19 protein-coding genes are annotated in these 23,293 nt (G+C 73.7%); 14 read left to right on the top strand and 5 right to left on the bottom strand.

Going from position 1 to position 23,293, the window contains the following annotated elements:
- Position 1 precedes the first annotated feature (1 nt).
- Entirely contained in the window at positions 2–6,601 is a 6,600-nt protein-coding gene (locus NOD94_RS20590; protein ID WP_281207474.1) for a non-ribosomal peptide synthetase, read from the top strand.
- A complete protein-coding gene (locus tag NOD94_RS20585; protein ID WP_281207473.1) occupies positions 6,598–7,089 on the top strand; it encodes an FBP domain-containing protein in 492 nt (163 codons plus the stop codon). Before NOD94_RS20590 ends, NOD94_RS20585 begins: the two co-directional genes overlap by 4 nt.
- A gap of 68 nt (positions 7,090–7,157) precedes the next feature.
- On the opposite strand, the gene NOD94_RS20580 is transcribed toward NOD94_RS20585, so the two are convergent.
- Entirely contained in the window at positions 7,158–7,805 is a 648-nt protein-coding gene (locus NOD94_RS20580; RefSeq protein ID WP_281207472.1) for a maleylpyruvate isomerase family mycothiol-dependent enzyme, read from the bottom strand.
- A gap of 70 nt (positions 7,806–7,875) precedes the next feature.
- On the opposite strand from NOD94_RS20580, the gene NOD94_RS20575 reads away from it, so the two are divergent.
- The 6 genes from NOD94_RS20575 (at position 7,876) to NOD94_RS20550 (ending at position 15,049) form a co-directional block, all read left to right on the top strand.
- Positions 7,876–8,832, top strand: a complete 957-nt coding sequence (locus NOD94_RS20575) for a LysR family transcriptional regulator (RefSeq protein ID WP_281207471.1) — start codon at positions 7,876–7,878, stop codon at positions 8,830–8,832.
- Positions 8,833–8,943: 111 nt separating this feature from the next.
- Positions 8,944–10,275 carry a serine hydrolase domain-containing protein gene (locus NOD94_RS20570; protein ID WP_281207470.1) on the top strand — a complete coding sequence of 444 codons (1,332 nt, stop codon included), beginning with the start codon at positions 8,944–8,946 and terminating at the stop codon, positions 10,273–10,275.
- A 130-nt stretch (positions 10,276–10,405) separates the two neighbouring features.
- Positions 10,406–11,785 (top strand): hypothetical protein, encoded by a 1,380-nt coding sequence (locus NOD94_RS20565; protein WP_281207469.1) that lies wholly within the window; start codon positions 10,406–10,408, stop codon positions 11,783–11,785.
- Entirely contained in the window at positions 11,772–13,001 is a 1,230-nt protein-coding gene (locus NOD94_RS20560; RefSeq protein ID WP_281207468.1) for a DUF2254 family protein, read from the top strand. The genes NOD94_RS20565 and NOD94_RS20560 overlap by 14 nt, the downstream gene beginning before the upstream one ends.
- Positions 13,002–13,048: 47 nt before the next feature.
- A complete protein-coding gene (locus tag NOD94_RS20555; protein ID WP_281207467.1) occupies positions 13,049–13,681 on the top strand; it encodes a potassium channel family protein in 633 nt (210 codons plus the stop codon).
- A 3-nt stretch (positions 13,682–13,684) separates the two neighbouring features.
- Positions 13,685–15,049 carry a chloride channel protein gene (locus NOD94_RS20550; protein ID WP_281207466.1) on the top strand — a complete coding sequence of 455 codons (1,365 nt, stop codon included), beginning with the start codon at positions 13,685–13,687 and terminating at the stop codon, positions 15,047–15,049.
- A 78-nt stretch (positions 15,050–15,127) separates the two neighbouring features.
- Here the strand turns inward: NOD94_RS20550 and NOD94_RS20545 are convergent, their stop codons facing one another.
- Positions 15,128–15,568 (bottom strand): hypothetical protein, encoded by a 441-nt coding sequence (locus NOD94_RS20545; protein WP_281207465.1) that lies wholly within the window; start codon positions 15,566–15,568, stop codon positions 15,128–15,130.
- Positions 15,569–16,104: 536 nt separating this feature from the next.
- Here NOD94_RS20545 and NOD94_RS20540 point away from each other — a divergent pair.
- From NOD94_RS20540 to NOD94_RS20520, 5 genes are all read left to right on the top strand, one after another.
- Complete coding sequence (locus NOD94_RS20540; protein WP_030206327.1) at positions 16,105–16,308, top strand: cold-shock protein; 204 nt, start codon at positions 16,105–16,107, stop codon at positions 16,306–16,308.
- 247 nt (positions 16,309–16,555) lie between these two features.
- A complete protein-coding gene (locus tag NOD94_RS20535) occupies positions 16,556–18,073 on the top strand; it encodes a DEAD/DEAH box helicase (RefSeq protein ID WP_281207464.1) in 1,518 nt (505 codons plus the stop codon).
- A 217-nt stretch (positions 18,074–18,290) separates the two neighbouring features.
- Complete coding sequence (locus NOD94_RS20530; RefSeq protein ID WP_281207463.1) at positions 18,291–18,608, top strand: SCO5918 family protein; 318 nt, start codon at positions 18,291–18,293, stop codon at positions 18,606–18,608.
- A 145-nt stretch (positions 18,609–18,753) separates the two neighbouring features.
- The gene (locus NOD94_RS20525; protein ID WP_281207462.1) at positions 18,754–19,092 is read left to right on the top strand and encodes a MerR family transcriptional regulator; all 339 of its coding nucleotides are present in this window, start codon (positions 18,754–18,756) and stop codon (positions 19,090–19,092) included.
- A gap of 181 nt (positions 19,093–19,273) precedes the next feature.
- The gene (locus NOD94_RS20520; protein WP_281207461.1) at positions 19,274–20,224 is read left to right on the top strand and encodes a sigma-70 family RNA polymerase sigma factor; all 951 of its coding nucleotides are present in this window, start codon (positions 19,274–19,276) and stop codon (positions 20,222–20,224) included.
- Between the two features lie 33 nt (positions 20,225–20,257).
- On the opposite strand, the gene NOD94_RS20515 is transcribed toward NOD94_RS20520, so the two are convergent.
- The 3 genes from NOD94_RS20515 to NOD94_RS20505 form a co-directional block, all read right to left on the bottom strand.
- Positions 20,258–20,758 (bottom strand): hypothetical protein, encoded by a 501-nt coding sequence (locus tag NOD94_RS20515; protein WP_281207460.1) that lies wholly within the window; start codon positions 20,756–20,758, stop codon positions 20,258–20,260.
- Positions 20,746–21,315 (bottom strand): RNA polymerase sigma factor, encoded by a 570-nt coding sequence (locus NOD94_RS20510; RefSeq protein ID WP_281207459.1) that lies wholly within the window; start codon positions 21,313–21,315, stop codon positions 20,746–20,748. Before NOD94_RS20510 ends, NOD94_RS20515 begins: the two co-directional genes overlap by 13 nt.
- Before the next feature lie 71 nt (positions 21,316–21,386).
- Positions 21,387–22,496: an aldo/keto reductase gene (locus NOD94_RS20505; RefSeq protein ID WP_281207458.1), complete on the bottom strand. Its 1,110-nt coding sequence runs from the start codon at positions 22,494–22,496 to the stop codon at positions 21,387–21,389.
- 96 nt (positions 22,497–22,592) lie between these two features.
- Here NOD94_RS20505 and NOD94_RS20500 point away from each other — a divergent pair, with 96 nt between their 5' ends.
- Positions 22,593–23,204 (top strand): TetR/AcrR family transcriptional regulator, encoded by a 612-nt coding sequence (locus NOD94_RS20500; protein WP_281207457.1) that lies wholly within the window; start codon positions 22,593–22,595, stop codon positions 23,202–23,204.
- The last annotated feature ends 89 nt before the right edge of the window (positions 23,205–23,293 follow it).

Below are 23,293 nucleotides of genomic sequence, written 5' to 3'. Positions count from 1 at the left end.
CATGACCACCCACGACCTCATCCCGGTCACCGCCCCGATCACCGCCCCGGTCACCGCCCCGGTCACCGCCGCGGACCCGGACGCCGCCGCCGACGCCCGGGACCTGCGGGCCGAACTGCTCGGCCTGCTGCTGGACAACAAGAAGGACGTCTTCGCGCCCTCCTCCATCCGCCGCGCGCCCCGCGACGGCCGGCTCCCCGCCTCCAGCGCCCAGGAACGGCTCTGGTTCCTCGACCAACTGCACGGCAGCAACGCCTCGTACAGCGTGCCGTTCGCCCTGCGGATCGACGGCGGCCTCCAGGTCCCGGCGCTGCGCGCCGCCCTCCAGGACCTCGTCGACCGGCACGAGATCCTGCGCTCCACCCTCTCCGGCACGGACGACGGCCTCTCCCTGACCGTCGCCGGCCGGCTGCCGCTCGACGTCCCGTGCGTCGACGTCCCCGCGCCGACGGCCGAGGAGGCCGAACAGGAGGTCCTGCGCCGGATCTCCGCCGAGGCACAGGTCCCGTTCTCGCTCACCGAGGGGCCCCTGGTGCGGGCCGCCGTCTACCGCACCTCCCCCGTCCGGCACCACCTCTTCATCAACTTCCACCACACCGTCACCGACGGATGGTCCGAAGGCGTGTTCTCGCGCGAACTGTGGCAGCTCTACGAGGGCCACGTGTCCGGCACCCCGGCCGTACTGCCCGAACTGCCCCTCCAGTACGCGGACTACGCCCTCTGGGAGCGCGACTCGCTGGCCGGCGGAGAGCTCCGCCGGCAGGTGGACCACTGGACCGCGACCCTGGCCGGAGAGCTGCCCACCCTCCGACTGCCCGCGGACCGCCCCCGCCCGGCCCGGCCCACCTTCGAGGGCGGCACCGTCCTGGCGGCCCTGCCGGACGACCTCGAAACGCGGCTGCGGGAACTGTGCCGCCGCGACGGCCTCTCGCCCTTCACCGTCCTGCTCACCGCGTTCAACGTCCTGCTGCACCGCTACACGCGGGAGGAGGACGTCATCGTCGGCGCGCCGGTCGCCAACCGGACCCGTCCGGAGTTCGAGGGCGTCGTCGGATTCTTCGTGAACACCGTCGCGCTGCGCTGCGGCGTCCCCGGCGACGCCACCCTCGCCGACGTCCTGCGCGCCACGCGGGAGACGCTGCTCGACGCGCAGGCCCACCAGGAAGCCCCCTTCGCCCGTGTCGTGGAGGAGGTCGCACCCGACCGCGACCTCGGGCTGAACCCCCTCTTCCAGGTGCTCTGCAACTTCCTCGACCTCCGCGAGGAGCCTGCCGCCCCCGGCCTCGTCACCAGCGTCCTGGAGGTCGAGGAACTCGTCACCCGCTTCGACCTCGAACTGCACTTCGAGGCCAAGGAGGAGGGCACGGTCTGCCGCTTCGTCTACAGCAAGGACCTGTACGACGCCGAGCGCGTCGAGCACACGGCCGCCCACTACCTGGCCGTGCTCCGCGCCGTCCTGACGGAGCCCGGCACCCGTGTCGACGAGGTCGAACTACTCTCCGCCGCCGAGCGGCGGCAGGAGCTCGACGTGTGGAACGCCACCGACGCGCCCCTCTCCCGCCTCTCCCTGCCCGAGCTGGTCGAGGCCCAGGTCGCCCGGACGCCCGGCGGGACCGCCGTGATCTTCGAGGGGCAGACGCTCACCTACGCCGAGCTCAACGCCCGCGCGAACCGGCTCGCCCACCTGCTGATCGCCCGCGGAGCGGGACCGGAGCGGGCCGTCGCCCTGCTGGTGCCCCGCTCGCTCGACATGATCACCGCGCTGCTCGCCGTGTTCAAGAGCGGCGCGGCCTACCTCCCGGTCGACCCGGACTACCCGCGCGAGCGCATCACGTACGTCCTGGAGGACTCCACCCCCACCCTGGTCATCGCGCACTCCCGCACGGCCGGCCTCGTCCCGGACGGCATCGACACCCTCCTCCTGGACGACGCCTCCCTCGTCGCCGAGACCGCGGCGCGCCCCGACACCGACCCCACCGACGCCGACCGCACCGCACCCCTCACCGGCCTCAACACGGCCTACGTCATCTACACCTCGGGATCGACCGGCCGCCCCAAGGGCGTGCTGATGCCCGCCGCCGGACCGCGCAACCTGATCCTTTGGCAGCGCGACACCATGCGCGGGATGACCGGCACCCGCACCGCGCAGTTCACCGCCGTCGGCTTCGACGTGTCCGTCCAGGAGATCCTGGCCAGCCTCGTCTCCGGCAAGACCCTGGTCGTCCCCACCGAGGACACCCGGCGCAGCGCCGAGCAGCTCGCCCGCTGGCTCGACCGCCACGACGTCAACGAGCTCTATGCCCCCGCCCCCGTCATCGACGCCGTGTACGAGGCCGCCGAGGAACTCGGGCTCGCCCTGCCCAGCCTCACCGACGTCCAGCAGGCGGGCGAGGCCCTGACCCTCGGCGACCGGACGCGCAGCCGCCACGCGGACCCCGCCCGCCGCCTGCACAACCTGTACGGACCCGCCGAGGCCCACGGGGCGACCGTCCACTCGCTGCCGGGCGACAGCTCCGCCTGGCCCGCCGCGGCTCCCATCGGCGGGCCGATCGCCAACACCCGCGTCTACGTCCTGGACGAGCGGCTGCGCCCGGTCCCGCCGGGCGTCGCCGGCGAGCTGTACATCGGCGGCGAGGGCGTCGCCCGCGGGTACGCCGACCGGCCGGGCCTCACGGCCGAACGGTTCGTCGCCGACCCCTACGGCCCGCCCGGCAGCCGCGTCTACCGCTCCGGCGACCTCGCCCGCAGACGGCCCGACGGCGAACTGGAGTTCCTGGGCCGGGCCGACCACCAGGTCAAGATCCGGGGCATCCGGATCGAGCCCGGGGAGGTCGAGGCGGTGCTGGCCAAGCACCCGTCGGTCGCCCAGGTCGCCGTGGTGGCGCGGGACGACCGTCCCGGCGGCAAGTACCTCGCCGCCTACGTCGTACCCGATCCCGAACACGGCTGGGACGCGGACGCGCTGCGGCGCCACGCCGAGGCGTTCCTGCTCAGCTCGATGGTGCCGACGGCCTTCGTGGCCGTCGACGCCTTCCCCCTGTCGCCGAACGGCAAGCTGGACCGCCGCGCCCTTCCCGCCCCGCCGCTCGACGCCGAACTGAACGGCCGGGCACCGCGCACGGCACTGGAACGGGAGCTGTGCGCCCTGTTCGCCGAGGTCCTCGGCCGGCCGTGGGACAGCGTCGACGACAACTTCTTCGCGTTCGGCGGCCACTCCCTGCTCGCGACCCGGCTGATCAGCCGCATCCGCTCGGAGCTGGGCGCGGAACTCCCCATCCGTACCGTCTTCGAGACCCCCACCGTCGCGGCGCTCGCCACGGCGATCACCGCGACCGGGACCGGGCCGGCCCGGCAGCCGCTGCTTCCCGCCGAGCGGCCCGCCGCCGTACCGCTGTCGTTCGCCCAGCGGCGGCTGTGGTTCCTGAACCGGTTCGAGGCCCAGCGCGCCGCGTACAACATGCCGACGGCGATCCGGCTGACGGGCGACCTGGACGTCCCGGCCCTCGAAGCCGCCCTCGGCGACCTCGTCGCCCGCCACGAGAGCCTGCGCACGGTCTACCCCGACGCCGAACACGGCCCCCACCAGGTGGTGCTGGCCCCCGAAGCGGCACGACCCGTACTGCGGGTGACCGGGGCCGACGAGGAGGACGTCGCCTCGGCGGTGGCCGGGGCCGCCGCCGAGGGCTTCGACGTCACCGTCGACCTGCCCCTGCGCGCGCACCTGCTCGTGACGGGACCGGGCCGGTACGTCTTCGTCCTGGTCCTCCACCACATCGCGGGCGACGGCTGGTCCATGGGCCCTGTCTGGCGCGACCTGTCGGCCGCCTACACGGCACGGCTGGCCGGCACCGCCCCCGCCGGCCAGAACCTCCCGGTGCAGTACGCCGACTACGCCATCTGGCAGCGCGACGTCCTCGGCGGCGAGGACGATCCGCGCAGCGCCGTCTCCCGCCAACTCGCCCACTGGCGCGACTCCCTGGACGGGATACCCGAGGAACTGGGGCTGCCCACCGACCGGCCCCGCCCGGCCCTCCCGTCCCACCGGGGCGGCACGGCGCCCTTCCACGTCCCGGCTGCGCTGCACCGGCGACTTCTGGAGGTCGCCGAACAGAGCGACAGCAGCCTGTTCATGGTGGTGCAGGCCGCCTTGGCCGCCCTCCTCTCCCGGCTCGGCGGCGGCACCGACATCGTGATCGGCACGCCGATCGCGGGTCGTACCGACGAGGCCCTCGACGATCTCGTCGGGTTCTTCGTCAACACGCTGGCGCTGCGCACCGACACGTCGGGCGACCCGACGCTCCGCGAGTTGCTGCGGCGGGTCCGCGACACCGACCTCGCCGCGTACGAGAACCAGGACGTCCCCTTCGAGCGGCTGGTCGAGGTCCTCAACCCGGCCCGCGCGATGGCCCGCCACCCGCTGTTCCAGGTGATGCTGGCCCTCCACAACAACACCGAGGACCTGCCGCACCTGCCCTCCGTGACCGCCGCGGCCATGCCGGTCGACCTCGACGCGGCCCTGTTCGACCTGCACTTCGACCTGACGGAGGGCCGCGCCGAGGACGGTGCGCCCGACGGCATGGACTGCTACGTCGAGTACAGCCGGGACCTCTTCGACCGCGAGTCCGCCGACGCCTTCGGCGCACGCCTGGTCCGGGTCCTGGAAGCCTTCGCCGACGACCTCGGACGGCGGGCCGCCACCGTCGACCTGCTGGAACCCGCCGAACGCGACCGCCTCCTGCTGCGGTGGAACGACACCGCCCGCCCCGGTTCGGCGGCGACGCTGACCGAACTGTTCGAGGAACGCGCGGCACGCACGCCCGACGCCACCGCGATCCGCGGGAGCGACGGCCGCGAGCTGAGCTACGCGGAACTCAACGCCCGGGCCAACCGGTTGGCACACCACCTGATCGACGCGGGCGCCGGTCCGGAGGACCTCGTGGCACTCGTCCTGCCGAGGTCGGCGGAACTGGTTGCCGCGGTCCTCGGCGTGCTCAAGGCGGGCGCGGCCTACCTTCCGGTGGATCCGTCCCACCCGGCACCACGGATCGCCGCCCTGCTGGAGGACGCGGCGCCCGTTGCGGTCCTCACCGCCGAAAAGGCCGCTGCCCTGCTCGACGGAACCACGCACCGACCTGCGGACCGGCCGTCGAACCGGCTCGCGAACCCGACCGACGCTGACCGGGTACGGCCCCTGTCCCCGTCCCACCCGGCGTACGTCATCTACACCTCCGGTTCCACCGGCCGCCCCAAGGGCGTGGTGATCGAGCACCGCTCCACGGTCAACTTCGTCCGGGCCACCAACGCCCACTACGCGATCACCGCGGCCGACACCCTGCTGCACTTCGCGGCGCCCACGTTCGACGTGTCGGTGCTGGAGATGTTCTGCTCCCTCCTGGCGGGCGCCACCCTGGCGATCGCCGACGCCGGCCGACGCCGCGACCCCGCGCTGCTCACGGAGTTCATGCGGGAAACGGGCGTCACGGTCGCCGACCTGCCGCCCGCGCTGCTCCCCCTGCTGGACCCGGAGGCCCTGCCCGGCCTGCGGATCGTCTCGGTCGGCGGCGAGGCGTTCCCCGGCAGCCTGGTCGCCACCTGGACCGGCGGCGGACGCCGGTTCATCAACAGCTACGGGCCCACCGAGAGCACCATCGCCGTCACCCTCATGGACTGCGTCGGCAGCTACGACCGGAACCCGCCGATCGGCCGCCCCATGGACAACATCCGGGTGTACGTCCTCGACGCGGACCTGAACCCGGCCCCCGAGGGGGTCGCCGGCGAGCTGTACCTCGCCGGCGACGGCCTGGCCCGCGGCTACCTGGGGCAGCCCGCGCTGACCGCGGGGCGCTTCGTGGCCTGCCCGTTCGGCGGCGCCCCTGGGTCCCGGATGTACCGCACCGGCGACCTGGCCCGCCTGCGGCGCGACGGAGTGCTCGAATTCCTCGGCCGCGGCGACGACCAGGTGAAGATCCGGGGCTTCCGCATCGAGCCCGGCGAGATCGAGGCGGTGCTCGCCGCCCATCCGTCGGTGGAGCAGGCCAGGGTCCTGCCCATCGACGTACCGTCCGCCGGTCGGCAGCTCGTCGCGTACGTGGTCCCGGCGCCCGGAGCGCGGCCGCCCACCGCGGAACTCCTGCGGGAGCAAGCCGCGTCGCTGCCCGAGTACATGGTGCCGTCCGGGTACCGCGTCCTCGACGCGCTGCCGATGACGCCGAACGGGAAGGTCGACCAGAAGGCGCTGCTGCGCCTCCCGGTCCTCACCGAGGGGCGCCCGTACACGGCTCCGGCGACGGAGACCGAGCGGGCGGTGGCCGGCATCTGGGCCTCGCTCCTCGGATGCGAACGGGTCGGCACGCAGGAGAGCTTCTTCGCGCTGGGCGGCCACTCGCTGCTGGTGATCCAGGCCGTGAACCGGATCCGCGCGCACTTCGGGGTGGCGCTTCCCGTCCAGCGGTTCTTCCAGGAGCCAACGGTCGCCGCACTGGCACGACTGGTCGACGCGAGCGGCGACCGACCCGCGACCGGCCCCGTCGACGACGGCCCCCGCGTGGTCCGCCGCGAACGCACGGCCCGGTCCCGGCGGTCCGTGGGGAGTGCCCGGTGAAGCCCCTGACGCGGGACGACATACGCCGCTCGCTCGTCAACATGTCGAAGAGCCGCGCCAAGGCGCTCACCATCCCGGCCCTCGACGACGTCGAATGGGACGGCCTCGACTTCTACGCCTGGGTGGACGGGCGGGACCTCAACCGCGCCTACCTCGTGGCCCGGGCGGCGGAGGACCGGCTCATGGGCGTCGAGCTGCGGGCCACCATCCGCAGCGCGGACTTCCGCCGGAAGTCGATCTGCGGGTTCTGCGCCACCGTCCATCCGGTCGGCGGCACGGCCCTGTTCTCCTCACTCAAGAGCGGCAAAGAAGGGCGGCTGGGCAACACCGTGGGAATCTACATGTGCCGGTCACTGGCCTGCTCCCTGTACGCGAGGGAGAAGATCCAGGCCCCGATGGGGCAGATGCACGAGACGCTCGACCGCGACGACCGCATCGCGCGGATCAGGATGAACCTGGAGGGCTTCCTCGCGAAGATCCTGCATTGACCCGCTCGTGACGAAGGCCCGGGCCGGCGACCCGGGCCTTCGTCGCGTCCGAACAGGTTCGACCGAACTCACACCAGCCCGGTTCGGGGGCCGGTGAAGCGGGCGGCCAGGGGGGACCCCGTGAGGTGGCCCGGGGGGAGTTCGCGGCCGTGGGCGACGAGGAGGAGGTCCTGGGCCGTGCCGTGGAGGGGGGTGCCGGCGCCGAAGGACCAGTCGAGGTCGGTGGCGCGCAGTTCGATCCCGTCGAGGTCGGTGCGGAAGAACCTGAGCGTCCGGGCGTCGACGCCGGCGAGCAGGACGCGCAGGCGGTCCTCGGGCACCCGCCGGTCGAGGCCGAGCGCGACCGTGACGTCCAGGCCGTGCACGACGTCGTGGGCCAGCGCCATCGGCAGGCCGCCGACCGGCGGGGTCCACGGGTGTCCCGCGTTGTCCCGCAGGAACGCGGCGAGTTGTCGGGGCGGGTACGCGGCCGCGTCCCGGCGTGCGCACCCGTCGGTCATCCGGTGGAGGCGTCCGCCCGCCCTGACGAGTTCCCGCGCCGTCTTCGCGAGGGAGTACCGGAAGCCCGTCGTCATGTGGGCCGCGACCTCACGCACCCGCCAGCCCGCGCACAGGCTGGGGGCGTCCCAACTCTCGGCCGGGAGACCGTCCAACAGGTCTGCCAGCTCCCGACGTTCGGCTGCGATGGCCGCTGCGAGTTCCGTGGTGTCCGCCATGCGTCCAGGGTGATCGCGAGGGCCCCAGAAGTCCAAGAGCCTTTTGTGCTCGCACCTAGAATCGCCGGTTATGGAGCTCCGGCAGTTGCAGTACTTCGTCGCGGTGGTGGAGGAGGCCGGGTTCACGCGGGCCGCCGCCCGACTGCACCTGGCCCAGCCGGGGATCAGCGCGCAGATCCGGCAACTGGAACGGGAGCTCGGGCAGCCGCTGTTGGACCGCTCGGGCCGCTCGGTGACGCCGACGGAGGTGGGCCGCGCCCTGCTGCCGTACGCGCGGGCCGCGCTCGCCGCCGTCGAGGGCGCCCGGCAGGTGGCGGACGAGTTCGGGGGGCTGCTCCGCGGCCGGGTCACCATCGGCGTGCTCTCCGGGGCCGCCGTCCACGAGTTCGACCTGGCCGCAGTCCTCGCCGCGTTCCACGAACGGCACCCGCGCATCGAGGTCGCCGTGACGGAGGACTCGTCGGAGCGGATGCTCGACGCGCTGCGGGAAGGCGGGCTCGACCTCGCGCTGATCGGGCTCGCGGACGAGGAACCACCGGCGGGGGTCTCCCTCCAGGTCCTGATCGACGAGCCGCTCGTCGCCGCCGTCGCGCCGGGCGACCCCCTGGTCGCCCTCGCCGCCGACACCGATGACGGGGACGTGCCGCTGGAGGCGCTGCGCGACCGGCCGGTGATCAGCCTGCCGCGCGGCACCGGCAGCCGCGGCGTCCTGGAGCGGGCCTGCGCGCGGGCGGGGTTCCGGCCGCGCGTGGTGTTCGAGGCGGCCGATCCGCGGTTCCTGGGGCAGCTGGCCGCCCGGGGGCTCGGGGTGGCCGCCGTACCGAGGCTTCCGGAGGACCTCGCCTCGGCCCTCGGCCTGCGGATCCTGGCCTTCGGCGAGCCGCGGCCGCGCGCCCGGGTCGCCCTCGCCTGGCGGAGCGACGGACCGACGGGGCCGGCCGCCGGAGCACTGCTGGAGCGCCTGCGGACCGAGCTCGCCGCCGGTGCCGGTGCCGGCGGCGATACCGACGCCACCGAAGCCGGCTGACCGGGCGCAACCGGTTGTGGAATAGTTGATTATCCGCATTTGAGCGATTCGGGCCCCTCGGGCCCCCCGGTCGGGCGCCGGACCGCCGCGCACGAGGGCTGTGATGCCGGCATGAGGAACCCCCCGTCCTACGACGCCCCGCACCACCGACTCCGCCGAACGGCCGTGGTCGCCCCCTGCACGGTCCTGCTGATCGTCGGCTGCGCCCTCCCGGCCGGCGCGAGCGCCGCGTCGGCGGACGGCTCGGCGGCCGGACCCGCGGCGACGGCGAGCGCGACGGAGACGGGCACCGCGCTCCCGGCGGCGCTGAAGCCCATCGATCCGGCCGCGCTGCGGTCCGCCGTGGAGGCGGCGGCGAAGAAGTTGCTGGTCCCGGGCACGGTCGTGCTGCTCCGTACCCCGCAGGGCACCTTCCGGACGGCCGTCGGCACGACCGAGCTGGGCACCTCCGACCGCCCCACGACGGCGGACCACTTCCGGATCGCCTCCAACACCAAGACCATGACCGCCGCCCTGATCATGCTGCTGGCGCAGGACGGGAAACTGAAGCTGGACGATCCGGTGTCCGCCTACGTCCCCGGCGTACCGAACGGCGAGCACATCACCCTCGCCGACCTGCTGAGGATGCGCAGCGGGCTCTACAACCACACCGACGCGCCCGAGCTGTCGGCGCGGATGGACTCCGAGCCCGGCAAGGCCGTGACACCGCGCGAGATGCTCGACATCGCGTTCCGGCACGCCCCGAACTTCGCCCCCGACGCGTCGTTCGAGTACAGCAACACCAACTACGTCCTGCTGGGCCTGGTCGCCGAGAAGGCGGGCGGCCGACCGTTGGCCCGGCAGCTCCACGACCGGCTGTACGCGCCGCTCGGGCTGTCGGGGACCTCGCTGCCCGCCCCCGGCGACACCACCCTGCCGAGCCCGTACGCGCACGGCTACATGTACGGCGGATCGACGTACGCGATGGTCGACAAGCCCTACCCCGCCGAACTGGAGGCGGCGGCGCGCTCCGGGAAGCTGAGGCCGGTGGACTACACCCACCAGAACTCCTCCTACGCCTTCGCGGCCGGCGGCGCCGTCTCCACCGCCGACGACATGAGCACCTGGATCCGGTCCCTGGTCACGGGCAAGGTCCTCGACCCCGCCACCCAGAAGCAGTGGCTCGCCGGCCCGCGGGCCGAGAACCCGGCCGCGCCCGACGGGCAGAAGTACGGGTACGGCATCTCCTACCAGCGCTTCGCCCCGAAGGCCGCGATGTACTACCACGGCGGCGAACTGCCCGGCTTCAACTCCTTCATCGGCCACGACCCGGACAACGACGTCACGCTCGTCATGTGGACGAACCTGACCCTGTCGCCCGACGGCAGGACGACCACCAACGCCATGCTGCCCACCGTCCTCAACCAGGTCTACGGCCTCTCGCTCCCCACCGTCACCGACTAGACGGCCCGGCCGGCCCCCGACGCCCCGGGCGCGCATGCACCCGATGGGCCCAACCGGACGTGCGCGGGGCGGTGCGGCACGTGCCCAATGGCAGAGGCGGCATTCCGCCCCAGCCATTCCCGGGAGTGCCATGACCCTGCCGTCCGACCCGCCCGCGCAGCCGGATCCCCCGAACCCGCCCGCACCGCCGAACCCGCCCGCGCCCCCGAACCCGCCCGCACCGCCGGACCCGCCCGCGGCACGCGAGCCCTCGGGTGCGGGACGGATCGCGCGGAGCGCCTTCTCCGCGGTCCTGATCACCCTCGCCTGCCTGTTCGTCCCGCTGTCCCTGATCACCGTCTGGGTGCACGACATCGTGCTGGACACCGGCCGCTACGTGTCCACCGTCGCCCCCCTCGCCTCGAACCCGGCGATCGAGGCGGCCGCCGTGCACCGGATCGGCGAGGCGGCGGACGTACGGATCGACGGGGCCCGCATCACCGCGGACCTCGCCAAGTGGCTGGAGGAACAGGGGCTGCCCCCGAGGGTCGGTACGGCCGTCAAGGCGCTCGGGCCCTCCCTCGACTCCGCCGCCGACGAGGCCGTCTCGAAGGTCGCGACCCGCTTCGTCGAGAGCGACCGCTTCGAGGCCGTCTGGACCGGCGCCAACCGCCTCGCCCACGAGGCCGTCGTGCGCGCGCTCACCGGCCACGGCCGCGGCGCGGTCGAGGTCGACGGCGGGACCGTCACCCTCAACCTGGGCACCGCCGTGGAGACCGTCAAGAAGGAACTCGTCGACGCCGGTCTCTCCCCGGCCGCGAAGATCCCGGACGTCGACAAGCAGATGGTCCTGTTCCAGTCCGACGAGCTGAAGAAGATCAGGGGCGCGGTCCGCCTGCTGGACGTCGTCGGCAACTGGCTGCCCGTCCTGACCGTCGCCCTCGCGGCGGCCGGCGTGCTGCTCGCCCGGCGCCGCCGCCGGGCCCTGGTGACCACCGCCCTCTGCGCGGCCGCCGCCAGCGTCCTGGTCGGCATCGCGCTGGTCGTCGTACGCCACATCTACCTCGACCGCCTGCCCGCCGAGGTGCAGTCCCCGGCGGCCGCGGCGGCGGTCTTCGACACGCTCGTCCGGTTCCTGCGGGTCGCCCTGCGGACCGCCGCCGTGCTCGGGGTCGTCGTCGCGCTCGGCGCGTACCTGACCGGGCCCGGCCGGCTGCCGCGCGGCGTGCGCGGCCGGGCGGAACGCACCGCCGACTCCACCGCCCGGTGGGGCGCCGCCCACGGGGTGCGCGGCGGGCGCGCCGGCACCTGGGTCGAGGCGAACCGGCGGTGGGTGACCGCGGTGGTGGTGGCCGTCCTCGCGATCGTGTTCGCGCTGTGGAACCACCCGACGGTGCTCACGGTGCTGCTGCTGGTACTGGTCCTGCTCGCGGTCCTCGCCGTGCTCGCCCTGCTGGCCGCCGCCGGCCGGGTCGGTGGCGGGAACCCGCGGCGACCCGGGGACGGGGGCGCGGCCCGTGCGGGCCCCTGACCGGCGACGACGGGGGTCGCTGTTCGGACGGCCCACGCGGGCGGTCCGCCGGGACCTGTCGCAGCTGATCTGCGCGGTCCTCGGACTGCTGCTGGGCTTGGTGACGCCGATGATGTCGGCGGGACCCCGGGTCGACGCCGGACGCGCCGCGAACCTGCTGTTCACCATCGGGTTCGGCGTGATCAGCCTGGTCAGCATCATCTACTCGATGCTGTTCCTGGTCGTGCAGTTCTCGGCGGGCGCCTTCACCCCGCGCCTCTCGCTGTTCCGGGACGAGCCGATCGTCTGGCGCGCCTTCGCCTTCACCGTCGGCGTGTTCGTCTTCTGCGTCACCTCGGGACTGTCCATCGGCGTCGGCCGCAGCGTCTCGGCCCTCGTCCCCTGCCTCGCCATGCTGGCCTCGCTGATCGCGATCGGTCTCATGCGGGCGCTGCAGATGAAGGCGTTCGGCTCGATCCAGCTCGGCCACGCGCTGACCTCCATCTGCGCCCGCGCCCACCGCCTGTTCGACGACCTGTACGACCAGCCGTACGCACCCGGTCGGTCGGCGCGCCCCCCGCCGGAGGACCGCCCCGGGGGCACCCCGGTCACCTGGTCGGGGCCGGCGGCCGTCGTCCTGCGGATCAACGTGCGCGCGCTGGTCGCCCTCGCGGAGGAACACGACTGCACGATCGCCTTCCGCGTCACCCCCGGCATGCCCGTGTGGCGGGGCACGGTGCTCGCCGAGGTGTCGGGCGGCGGCGGGCTGCGCGCGTCGACGCTGCTCGGCGCCGTGGCCACCGGGCCCGAGCGCACCTTCGACCAGGACCCCGACCTGCCGTTCCGGCTCCTCGCCGACATCGCGCTGCGGGCGCTCTCCCCGGCCGTCAACGACCCGGGGACGGCGGCCGAGAGCATGGACCGCACGGAGGACCTGCTGACCCGCCTGGTCGACCGCGAGCTCGACATCGGGCGGTTCCCCGACGGCGCGGGCCGGACACGGGTGACGATCCCGGTCCCCGACTGGGAGCAGTACGTCGCCACCGCGATCGACGAGCTCGCCTTCGCCGCCGCGGGCTCGCCGATGGCCCTGCGCAGGCTCCGCGACCTGCTGGCCCGGCTGGAGCAGCGCTGCCCCGCCGAGCGGCGCGCGGTCGTACGGGAGCGCCTGCGCCGGGTCGACCGTACGGGTGCCGGGGCCCATCCGCTGGTGTGGGCCGCCCCCACGGCCCCGTAGCGGTCCTCCGGGTCGCGCGGAGCGCGACGGCGCCTTCTCCTGAAGCCATGGAACCCGAGGCATCCGCGCCACCGGACCCGAAGGGCGTCACCCCCCGGCAGCTGCGCCGCATGCTCGTGGCGCCCCTGGGCCGGTCGGCGGCCTCGGCGGGCCTGCTCACCTGGCTGTTCTACCTGGCACCGCTGGACCACGAGGCCGGGATCACGACCGTGCTGCTGCTGGTCCTGGGCCTCGGCCTGTTCGGGGCGCTCGTCGTCTGGCAGGTCTTCGCCATCACCCACGCGACGCACCCGCGACTGCGGGCCGTGGAGGCGCTCGCAAGCGCCGTCCCGCTGTTCCTGCTGCTGTTCTCCGTGACGTACTTCGTGGTCTCCGAGAACGACCCCCTGTCGTTCTCGGAGACGCTGAACCGGACCGACGCCTTGTACTTCACGGTCACGGTGTTCGCGACGGTCGGCTTCGGGGACATCACACCCACCACCCAGACCGCCCGCGTCCTGACCACGGTGCAGATGATCTCCGACCTGATCGTGGTCGGAGTGATCGCCAAGGTGCTCTTCGGCGCGGTCAGGATCGGGATGCGCCGCCGCGCGGCGGGCGGGGCGACGGGCCCGGACGACGGTTCCGGCGGCGCGGGGCGCCACCCGGGTGGACCATCGAGGAAGCGGGAAAGGAAGTGATCCATGGCGGAGCCGCGAACCCCTTCCGAGTCCGCGCCGGCCGGCGGACAACCGCAGGAGGCCGACGTCCTGCGGCGGATCCTCCGCACTCCCGGCTACCTGAAGACACTCGTCCTGTGCGCCCTCATCGGCATCCCGGTCTCCCTGGCCGCGTTCTGGTTCCTGGTGGCCCTGCACGAGCTGGAGCACGTCCTGTGGGCCGACCTCCCCTCGGCCCTGGGCCTGACGGATCCGCCCTGGTGGTGGCCGTTCCCGCTGCTGCTCTTCGCCGGAACCGTCGTCGGCCTGATCGCCAAGCACCTGCCCGGCGCGGGCGGTGACGTCCCGGGGGCCGGGCTGCACACGGGGGTCGCCTCGTCGGCCGCGCTGCCCGGGATCCTGCTCGCAGCCGCGGCCTGCCTGCCGTTCGGGGCGGTCCTGGGCCCGGAGGCACCGCTGATCGCCCTGGGCGGTGGCCTGGCCCTGCTGTTCCGGGACCTGTCGAGGGCGCCGGCGACACCGCGCGGGCTGGCGCTGCTGGGCGCGGCCGGCTCCGCCGCGGCCATCGCGGCGATCTTCGGCAACCCGATCGTCGCCGCGGTCCTGCTGATCGAGGTGGCGGGCGTGGGCGGGCCCCAGCTGTTCGCCGTGATGCTGCCCGCCCTGCTGTCCAGCGGCATCGGATCCGTGGTGTTCACGGGGCTCGGGCGCTGGACGGGGCTGGGCACCGGTGACCTGTCCCTGAAGCTGTTCGTGCCGCTCCCCCGGCTGGACGTGCCGGACGTGTTCTGGGCGGTGGCCATCGGAGCGGCCTTGGCCGTCGCCCTGCGCCCCGTGTCGGTCGGGGCTTGGGCGATCGCCGGCTACGTCACGCGGCGGCCCTTCGTACGGACCGTGCTGTGCGCCCTCGGCGCCGCGGCCTGCGCCGCCCTGTACGCCCTGGTCACCGGCCGTTCGCCCGCCGAGGCCGCGTTGTCCGGGCAGGCGGCCCTCGCCTCGCTGGCCGCGGATCCGTACGCCTGGGGGGTCGGCGCGCTGCTCGCCCTCCTGCTGTTCAAGGGCATCGCCTACGCGCTGTGCCTCGGCAGCCTGCGCGGCGGCCCCGTCTTCCCCGGCCTGTTCCTCGGCGCCGCGGCGGGCGTGCTCCTCGCGCCCCTGCCGGGCCTGGGCATCGCCCCCGCGATGGCGGCCGGGATGGCGGCCGCCACGGCCACCATGCTGCGCCTGCCGGTGAGCAGCGTGCTCCTCGTCGTCCTGCTGCTCGGCAGCACCGCGATGATGCCCGTCGTGATCCTGGCGGCCGTGGTCGCCTTCGTCGTCACGGAGCTGCTGCCCGCGGGACGGGAGCCCGCGGGGCTGGAGACACCGGCGCCGGCCGGCGGGACGTGAGGGCCGCGGGTGCTTCGCGTGAAGGCCCCGCCCGGTTCCCCGGGCGGGGCCTTCACGCGTGGCGGGAGGACGGCCTCGTCAGCACTTGAGGCCGGACGAGGCGGCCGCCGTGGCCACGTCGAGGGTCTGGATCTTCGGCTGGAGCTGGGTCAGGGCGTCCTTGCCGGTGGTGTCGCCCGGCAGGTCCTCATAGGACTTCTTGAGGTCCTCGGCGGCGGCCTTCACCGCGTTCCGCTCCGCCTCCTTGAGGGCGGAGGTGTTCTCCTTCACGCCCTCCCAGTCGCTCTGGACGGCGTCGACGGCCTCCTTGATCTGGTCCTTGGTGGCGTTCGCGGGGTTCAGGGCCTTCAGCTTGGCGTTGTCGGCCCTCAGCGCGTTCAGGTCGGTGCAGAGGTCGGCCGCGGCCTGGGTGGCCTTGCTCGCCTCGTCGGAGGGCGAATTGTCGCTGTCGTCCGAGCACGCGCTCAGACCGAACACCACACTGACGCACAGCGTGGCGATCACCGGGAAACGCTTCATGGAGGGGACCTTCCTCGACCAGACAACCAGACAGGGACAGACAGGGCGGACGCACGAGACTTATCAGCACATATGCCTACATCCGCATCGATCGACACGTGACGCACCCGGACACCCTCCGTTCGGAGTCGCCCCGCCGCGGACCGTGGCGCGCCCCGCGCTCCCGCCCGCGCTCCCGCCCGCGCTCCCGCCCGGACGCCCACCCGCGCCGGGAACGCGCGGCATGCCGCCCGAACCCTCCTTCGGGGGCGCTCCGATATCTGTCACCGCGAGGTGAGAATTAGCCACAACGCCCGGTAAACATTTCTCACACATACGGTGGGCCCGAATTATTCATCCCACGGAACCGCCCTCACCGTGCTACTGTCGATACCAGTTGCAGTTGTGGTTCCCAAAACTCCAAGTGCCTCCACCGGATTCTTTCGGGTGGAAGCACTTCTGTATTTCCGGTGCATTTTCCGGACGGGGCGATCATCGCGGCGACACGGAGTCGGCACAGTGCGGACTCCGGGCTTTGCCCCCGAAGGAGATTTAAAATGGCATCTGGCACCGTGAAGTGGTTCAACGCTGAAAAGGGCTTCGGCTTCATCGAGCAGGACGGTGGCGGCCCCGACGTGTTCGCCCACTACTCGAACATTGCTTCCCAGGGCTTCCGCGAGCTCCAGGAAGGCCAGAAGGTGAACTTCGACATCGCGCAGGGCCAGAAGGGCCCGACGGCCGAGAACATCGTCTCCGCCTGACGCAAGCGCAGGACGAGCCGGGTCCCGCACCTTGGGGTGCGGGCCCCGGCTCGTCCTTTTTTCCACACGGGGGCAGGGCCCACGGCTCCGGAATGGAATTCCGTAAGAGCCTCCGCGGCCCGCCCGGCCGCATCGTTCGGCCCACCCCGTTCCATAGTTTTTCATCCGGCCCGTTCTCGCTATTCTCCGCGCGGTGCGTTTCGCTGCGGGAATTCCTTGATACGCGCCGCATCAAGGAAGGTTCCCCATGAACCGCACACGTACGAATGAACGATCCTCCCGCGGCCGCTCCGGCGGCGGCTCCTGGTCCTCCTCCACCCGTTCGGCCGCTCCCTCCCGCTCCGGCGGTGGCGGTGGCCAGGGACGGTCGGGCGGCTACGGCCGTCCGAGCGGCGGTTACGGCCGTCGGCCCGCCGCCCAGCAGGGGGAGTTCGCGCTGCCCGAGACGATCACCCCGGCACTGCCCGCCGTCGAGGCGTTCGCCGACCTCGGCATGCCGCAGCCGATCCTCGCGGCCCTCGTGGCCGGGGGCGTGACCGTTCCGTTCCCGATCCAGGCCGCGACCCTGCCGAACACGCTCGCGGGCCGTGACGCCCTCGGCCGCGGACGTACCGGCTCCGGCAAGACCCTCGCCTTCGGCCTCGCGCTGCTCTCCCGCACCGCCGGCCGGCGCGCCGAGCCCCGACAGCCGCTCGCGCTGGTCCTCGTACCGACCCGCGAGCTCGCGCAGCAGGTCACCGACGCGCTCACCCCGTACGCCCGCGCCGTCCGGCTGCGGCTGGCCACCGTCGTGGGCGGCATGTCCATCGGCCGGCAGGCCTCCGCGCTGCGCGGCGGCGCCGAGGTCGTCGTGGCGACGCCGGGACGCCTCAAGGACCTCATCGACCGCGGTGACTGCCGGCTCGACCAGGTGGACATCACCGTCCTGGACGAGGCCGACCAGATGGCCGACATGGGCTTCATGCCGCAGGTCACCGCCCTGCTCGACCAGGTCCGCCCGGGCGGCCAGCGGATGCTGTTCTCCGCGACCCTCGACCGCAACGTCGACCTGCTCGTGCGCCGCTACCTGCACGACCCGGTCGTGCACTCCGTCGACCCGTCGGCCGGCGCCGTCACCACGATGGAGCACCACGTGCTGCACGTCCACGGCACCGACAAGCAGGCCACGACCACCGAGATCGCCGCCCGCGAGGGCCGCGTGATCATGTTCCTGGACACCAAGCACGCGGTGGACCGGCTGACCCAGGACCTGCTGAACAGCGGCGTGCGGGCCGCCGCGCTGCACGGCGGTAAGTCCCAGCCGCAGCGCACCCGCACCCTCGCCCAGTTCAAGACCGGGCACGTCACCGTGCTGGTCGCCACGAACGTCGCCGCGCGCGGCATCCACGTCGACAACCTCGACCTGGTCGTCAACGTGGATCCGCCGACCGACCACAAGGACTACCTGCACCGCGGCGGCCGCACCGCCCGCGCCGGTGAGTCCGGCAGCGTCGTCACCCTGGTCACCCCGCAGCAGCGGCGCGCCATGACCCGCCTCATGTCGGACGCCGGGATCAGCCCCACGGTCACCCAGGTCCGCTCCGGCGAGGCCGAACTGCAGCGCATCACGGGCGCCCGCACCCCCTCGGGCGTGCCGGTCGTCATCACCGCGCCCCCGGCCGAGCGCTCGTCGCGCAGCGCCACCTCCCGCGGCGGACGCGGCCGCCCCTCGCAGGCCCGGCGTCGGCCGGCCCGCGCGCAGTCCGCGCTCGACGCCGCCGCGTAAGGTCCGCGACCCGGCCCGTGGCACACGGCCCGAGCCCTGAAGGCCCTGGTCGTGAGGTCCGGGCCGTGCGGCCCGCGGTGTGAGGCCACGGGCTCCGGGCCCTACGGTGGGGGCCGGGGCCCACGGCCCCGAGGCTCCCGGTCCGGGGCCCGGCACCGGCCGGGGCCCGACCACCGGGCCGTCCCCCTTCCTCCCCTGCTATTCCCTGTGAGGTCCCATGCGCTGCGTCATCGCCCGCTTCCCCTTCGACCTGACCAAGAGCGGCGTGCTGGAAAAGATGAAGGGCGTCAAGCCCGAGCCGGTCACCGGTGACTCCGTGATCATCGGGCGCCGCACCTACCCGGTGAAGCAGGTGGGCGAGGTCGTCACCCGGCAGGACCGCCGCGACTTCAGCGCCGCGGAGGTCATCCGGGCCATGACCCAGCTCGGCTTCACCTGCCGCACCCTCCCCGTCGAGCCCGTACCCGCGCCCGCACCCGCCCTCACCCCCCTCCAGCGGGCCTCGGCGGCACTCGGAACGCCGGTGTCCGCCTGACCCACCGAACCCGCCCGCAGGTGGGGACGCCGGCGTTGCCCCGAGGGTGGGGCGACGACGGAACCTGCGGATGGTGTTGAATTTCCTTCGGGGCCCCGGTGCCGTACGGCGCCGGGGCCCCGACACGTTCCCCGAGGAGGTGCGGATGACGGCGGACAACCCGCTCGGCGACCGACTGGAAGACGACGACTACCCCGCCTACACGATGGGGAGGGCGGCCGAGATGCTCGGCACCACGCCCGGGTTCCTCCGTGCCATCGGTGAGGCGCGGCTGATCACCCCGCTGCGCTCCGAGGGCGGCCACCGCCGCTACTCGCGCTACCAGCTGCGGATCGCCGCCCGGGCCCGGGAACTCGTCGACCAGGGCACTCCGGTCGAAGCGGCCTGCCGCATCGTCATCCTGGAGGACCAGCTGGAAGAGGCCCAGCGCATCAACGCCGAGTACCGGCGGGCGGCGGGACGACCGGACGACGACACCGGCTGACCTCCCGCGGGGCCTTCCGCGAGATCCCCGACATCGCGCGACCGCCCGGCCCCGGGCGGTCGTTCGGCGCATTCGCGCCACGTGTCGCGCGGACTGCCGGATACCGTCGCCCGGACGCCCCGAACGGACCGTCCGGGGCGACGGGCCGACCGAGCGACGGATCACGACGGGGATGTGACCGATGGACCAGGACGACCGGGGCGAGCGGGCCGAGCGGGCCGAGCGGGCCGAGCGGGCCGAGCGGAACGATCTGTTGGCGCGGCGTTTCGAGGAACACCGCGCGCACCTGCGGGCGGTGGGCTACCGCATGCTGGGATCGCTCGGCGACGCCGAGGACGCCGTACAGGAGACGTGGCTGCGACTGAGCCGGTCCGACGCCGGCGCCGTGGACAACCTCGGCGGCTGGCTGACCACGGTGACCGGGCGGATCTGCCTGGACATGCTGCGCTCCCGCACCACCCGGCGCGAGGAGCCGCTGGAGGTGGGGGACGCGCCGGTGCGGCTGCCCGACCCGGTCGTCAGCGGCCCCCACCGGCTCGACCCCGAGCAGGAGGTGCTCCTCGCCGATTCGGTCGGCATCGCGCTGATGATCGTCCTGGAGACCCTGTCCCCGGCCGAGCGGCTCGCGTTCGTCCTGCACGACATGTTCGCGGTGACCTTCGAGGAGATCGCGCCGGTCCTCGGCCGGACCCCCGCGGCGACCCGCCAACTCGCCGGCCGCGCCCGGCGCCGCGTCCAGGGCGCGGCTCCCGCCGCCGACGGCGACCCGACCCGGCGCCGGCAGGTCGTGGACGCCTTCCTGGCCGCCTCGCGCGGCGGGGACTTCGAGGCCCTGGTCTCCCTCCTCGACCCGGAGATCGTGGCCCGCTCCGACGGCGGCTCCCTGCTGCCCGGCGTGCTGCGGCGCGGCGCGGCCGACGTGGCGTCGCAGGCGATCGCCTTCGCCCGGTTCGCCGAATCCGCCTACCCGGCGCTGGTCAACGGCACGCCCGGGGTGGTGTCGATGGCGGACGGCAAACCGCTGTCGGTCATGGCGTTCACCGTTCGGGACGGCCGGATCACCGCGCTGGACATCCTCACCGACCCCGAGCGGCTCGCGCTGATCGACCTGCGCGCGGTCCTCGCCGGCTGACCGGGTCGGCGGGGGCGGGCGCCGGACTCGGGGTCAGTCGTCGAGCTGGTCGGCGAACCGCCTGAGCGCCCTGGCGCCCATGGGGGCCGTGAGGGGTGCCAGGAGGGGTGCCACCAAGGGTTCCAGGGCGCGGCCCACCGGGCCGGCGCCCGGCAGGCGCAGGGCGCCGAAGAAGGCGAAGCGGGTCCCGTCGCCCTCCGGGACGGCGGCCATGCCGCCCAGTACGAAGCGGCTCTGCATGAGGCACCAGCCCGGGCGCAGCACGACCTCGAACCGCGTCCGCAGGCCGAGGGGGCTGCGGGCGCGCGCTTCGAGGCGCTCGCCGGCGGCGGCCGTCACGGTGAAGTCGCCGATGTCGGTGATCATCCGGGGCAGTTGCCTCTCCAGGTCGCGGGCGAGCGCCCAGACCCGGTCGAAGGGGGCTCGGAGGTGTTCCTCCGCGTACCCGGCTCCGGGGGCGCTCCGGGCGATCACCCGGAGCCTGCCGACGGCGTCGAGTTCGGCGACGGGCCAGGTGTCCTTCAACGTTCCCACGCCTTCCGGAAGTTGCGCCGGGCCCGGAACAGGCGGGTCCGTACGGTGGGTTCGGGTACTCCGAGGAGCGCGCTGACGGAATGCTCGTCCAGCCCTTCGAGGTCGCGCAGGACCAGCACGGCCCGGTGGTCCGGGGAGAGCCGCTCCAGGACGTCGCGGACGTCGGCGGCGAGCTCCGGGTCGCCCCGCGCGGGTACCTCGTCGAGCGGATCGGGGACGGTGCGGGCGGCCGCGCGGGCGATGCGCACGGCCTCCCGTACGGCGATCACCCGGACCCAGCCGAACAGGGCGGCCGGGTCGCGCAGCCCGCCGATGTTCCGGAAGATCACGATCAGCGCCTCCTGCGTGGCGTCCGCCCCGTCCTGGAGGGCGATCGGGCCGCACAGCCGGCCGACGTAGGGGGTGAGCAGGTCCAGCAGTTCGTGGACGGCCATCCGGTCCCCGCGCCGGGCGGCGCGCACGAGCGCCGCCGTATCGGGCCGGGTCGCGTCGCCGGGGGCCACGGCGGTCGGTGCGCCGGACGGTGGCCCGGCGGGGCCGGTCCGCGGGATCCTCATGGCCGCTTCCTCCTTGACTTGGTCTCGGGAGGAAGAGCGGGCGGAGCGGCCGAACATTCCCGTGATCCGGGTCACACCGCCGGGGAGGCGACGGGTGTGGTGTCGGCGAGCGGGGAGGCACCGGCCGGGGCGGGAGCCGGCGGGGGCTTGAGCAGCGGGGGGTTGAGCCGGGCGAAGCCCTCCTGGCGCTCGTACGGGAAGTACGGGTACGGCGCCGGGCGGTGGCTCGCGGCGTCGAGGCGGGCCGTCTGCTCGGGCGACAGGGACCAGCCGACCGCGCCGATGTTCTGCCGGAGCTGCTCCTCGTTGCGCGCGCCGATGATGACGGACGAGACGGTGGGGCGCTGCAGCAGCCAGTTGATGGCCACCTGCGGGACGGTCCGGCCCGTCTCCCCTGCCACCTCGTCGAGGGCGTCGACCACGTCATAGAGGTGTTCGTCGTCGACCGGCGGGCCGTAGTCGGCGGTGTCGTGCAGCCGGCTGCCGGGCGGCAGCGGGCGACCCCGGCGCAGCTTGCCGGTCAGCCGGCCCCAGCCCAGCGGGCTCCACACGAGGGCGCCCACGCCCTGGTCCCGGCCCAGCGGCATGAGTTCCCACTCGTAGTCGCGGCCGACGAGGGAGTAGTAGACCTGGTGCGCCACGTAGCGGGGGAAGCCGTTCCGTTCCGAGGCGGACAGGGACTTCATCAGCTGCCAGCCCGCGAAGTTGGACACGCCCACGTACCGGATCTTGCCGGAGCGGACGAGCTGGTCGAGGGCGGAGAGAACCTCCTCGACGGGGGTGGCGGCGTCGAAGGCGTGCAGCTGGAAGAGGTCGAGGTGGTCGGTGCCGAGGCGGCGCAGGGCGTCCTCGGTCGTCTTGATCAGCCGGGAGCGGGAGGTGCCGGCGTCCAGGGGGCCGTCGCCCGTCGGCAGGCCCGCCTTGGTCGAAAGGAGCACCTGGTCGCGGCGGCCCCTGACCGCCCGTCCCAGGACCTCCTCGGAGGCGCCCTCGGAGTACACGTCGGCGGTGTCGAACAGGTTGATGCCCGCCTCCAGGCAGATGTCCACGAGCCGGCGCGCCTCCTGGGCGTCGGTGGTGCCCCAGGCCCCGAAGAGCGGCCCCCGACCGCCGAAGGTGCCGGCTCCGAAGCTGAGGGCGGGGACCTTGAGGCCGGACGTGCCGAGCTGCCTGTATTCCATGACGCTTCCCTCCAGAAAACAGTAACGGGACCGCAGACCCTTTAAGGTGATCCCAACGTAACACCACACCGCCACTAATGGAACCGGAGACCCGTTATGGCTTCGAGCGATGCCGCTGAACCGGGAACCGTCCGCCCCGGAGGCAGGACGGCCCGCGTCCGCACGGCCGTCCTGCGGGCAGCCGGGGACACCCTGGCCGAGCAGGGCTTCCACGCACTGGACCTGGCCGAGGTCGCCCGTCGCGCGGACGTCGGGAAGACCACCGTCTACCGCCGCTGGGGAAGCGTCGCCGCGCTGGTCGCCGACCTGCTGACGGACATGGCCGAACAGTCGCTGCCGCGCACCGAGACGGGCTCCCTGCTCGACGACCTCACGGCCAACGCGGACCTCGTCCGGCGCACGCTGACCGACCCGCGCCAAGGGGCCCTGTTCAAGGCCGTCATCGCGGCGGCCACGAGCGATCCGAGGACGGCCGAGGCCCTGCACCGCTTCTACGAGGTCCGCGTCGCGGAGTGGGCACCGTGCGTGCGGGAGGCCGTCGAGCGGGGGGAACTCCCGGCGGGCACCGATCCCGCCGAGGTGATCCGGGCCGTCTCCGCCCCCCTGTACTACCGGTTCCTGACCACCGACGCCCCCTTGGACGAACGCACGGCCACCCGCGCCGCCCACGCCGCCCTGGCGGCGGCCCGGGCGGGGGCGTACGCCTGAGCGGAGCCCGACGGGGAGGCACGGCCGCCGCCCGCGGGAACGACGCCGGCATCCCGCCGGGCGCGGTGGCGGCGGCACGGGCGCGCCAG

Origin of the sequence: Streptomyces sp. Isolate_45, from assembly GCF_024721315.2 — a bacterium.
GTDB lineage: Bacteria > Actinomycetota > Actinomycetes > Streptomycetales > Streptomycetaceae > Streptomyces.
Note: the sequence above shows the minus strand (reverse complement) of the source record. Positions and strands in the feature narration are given on the sequence as shown.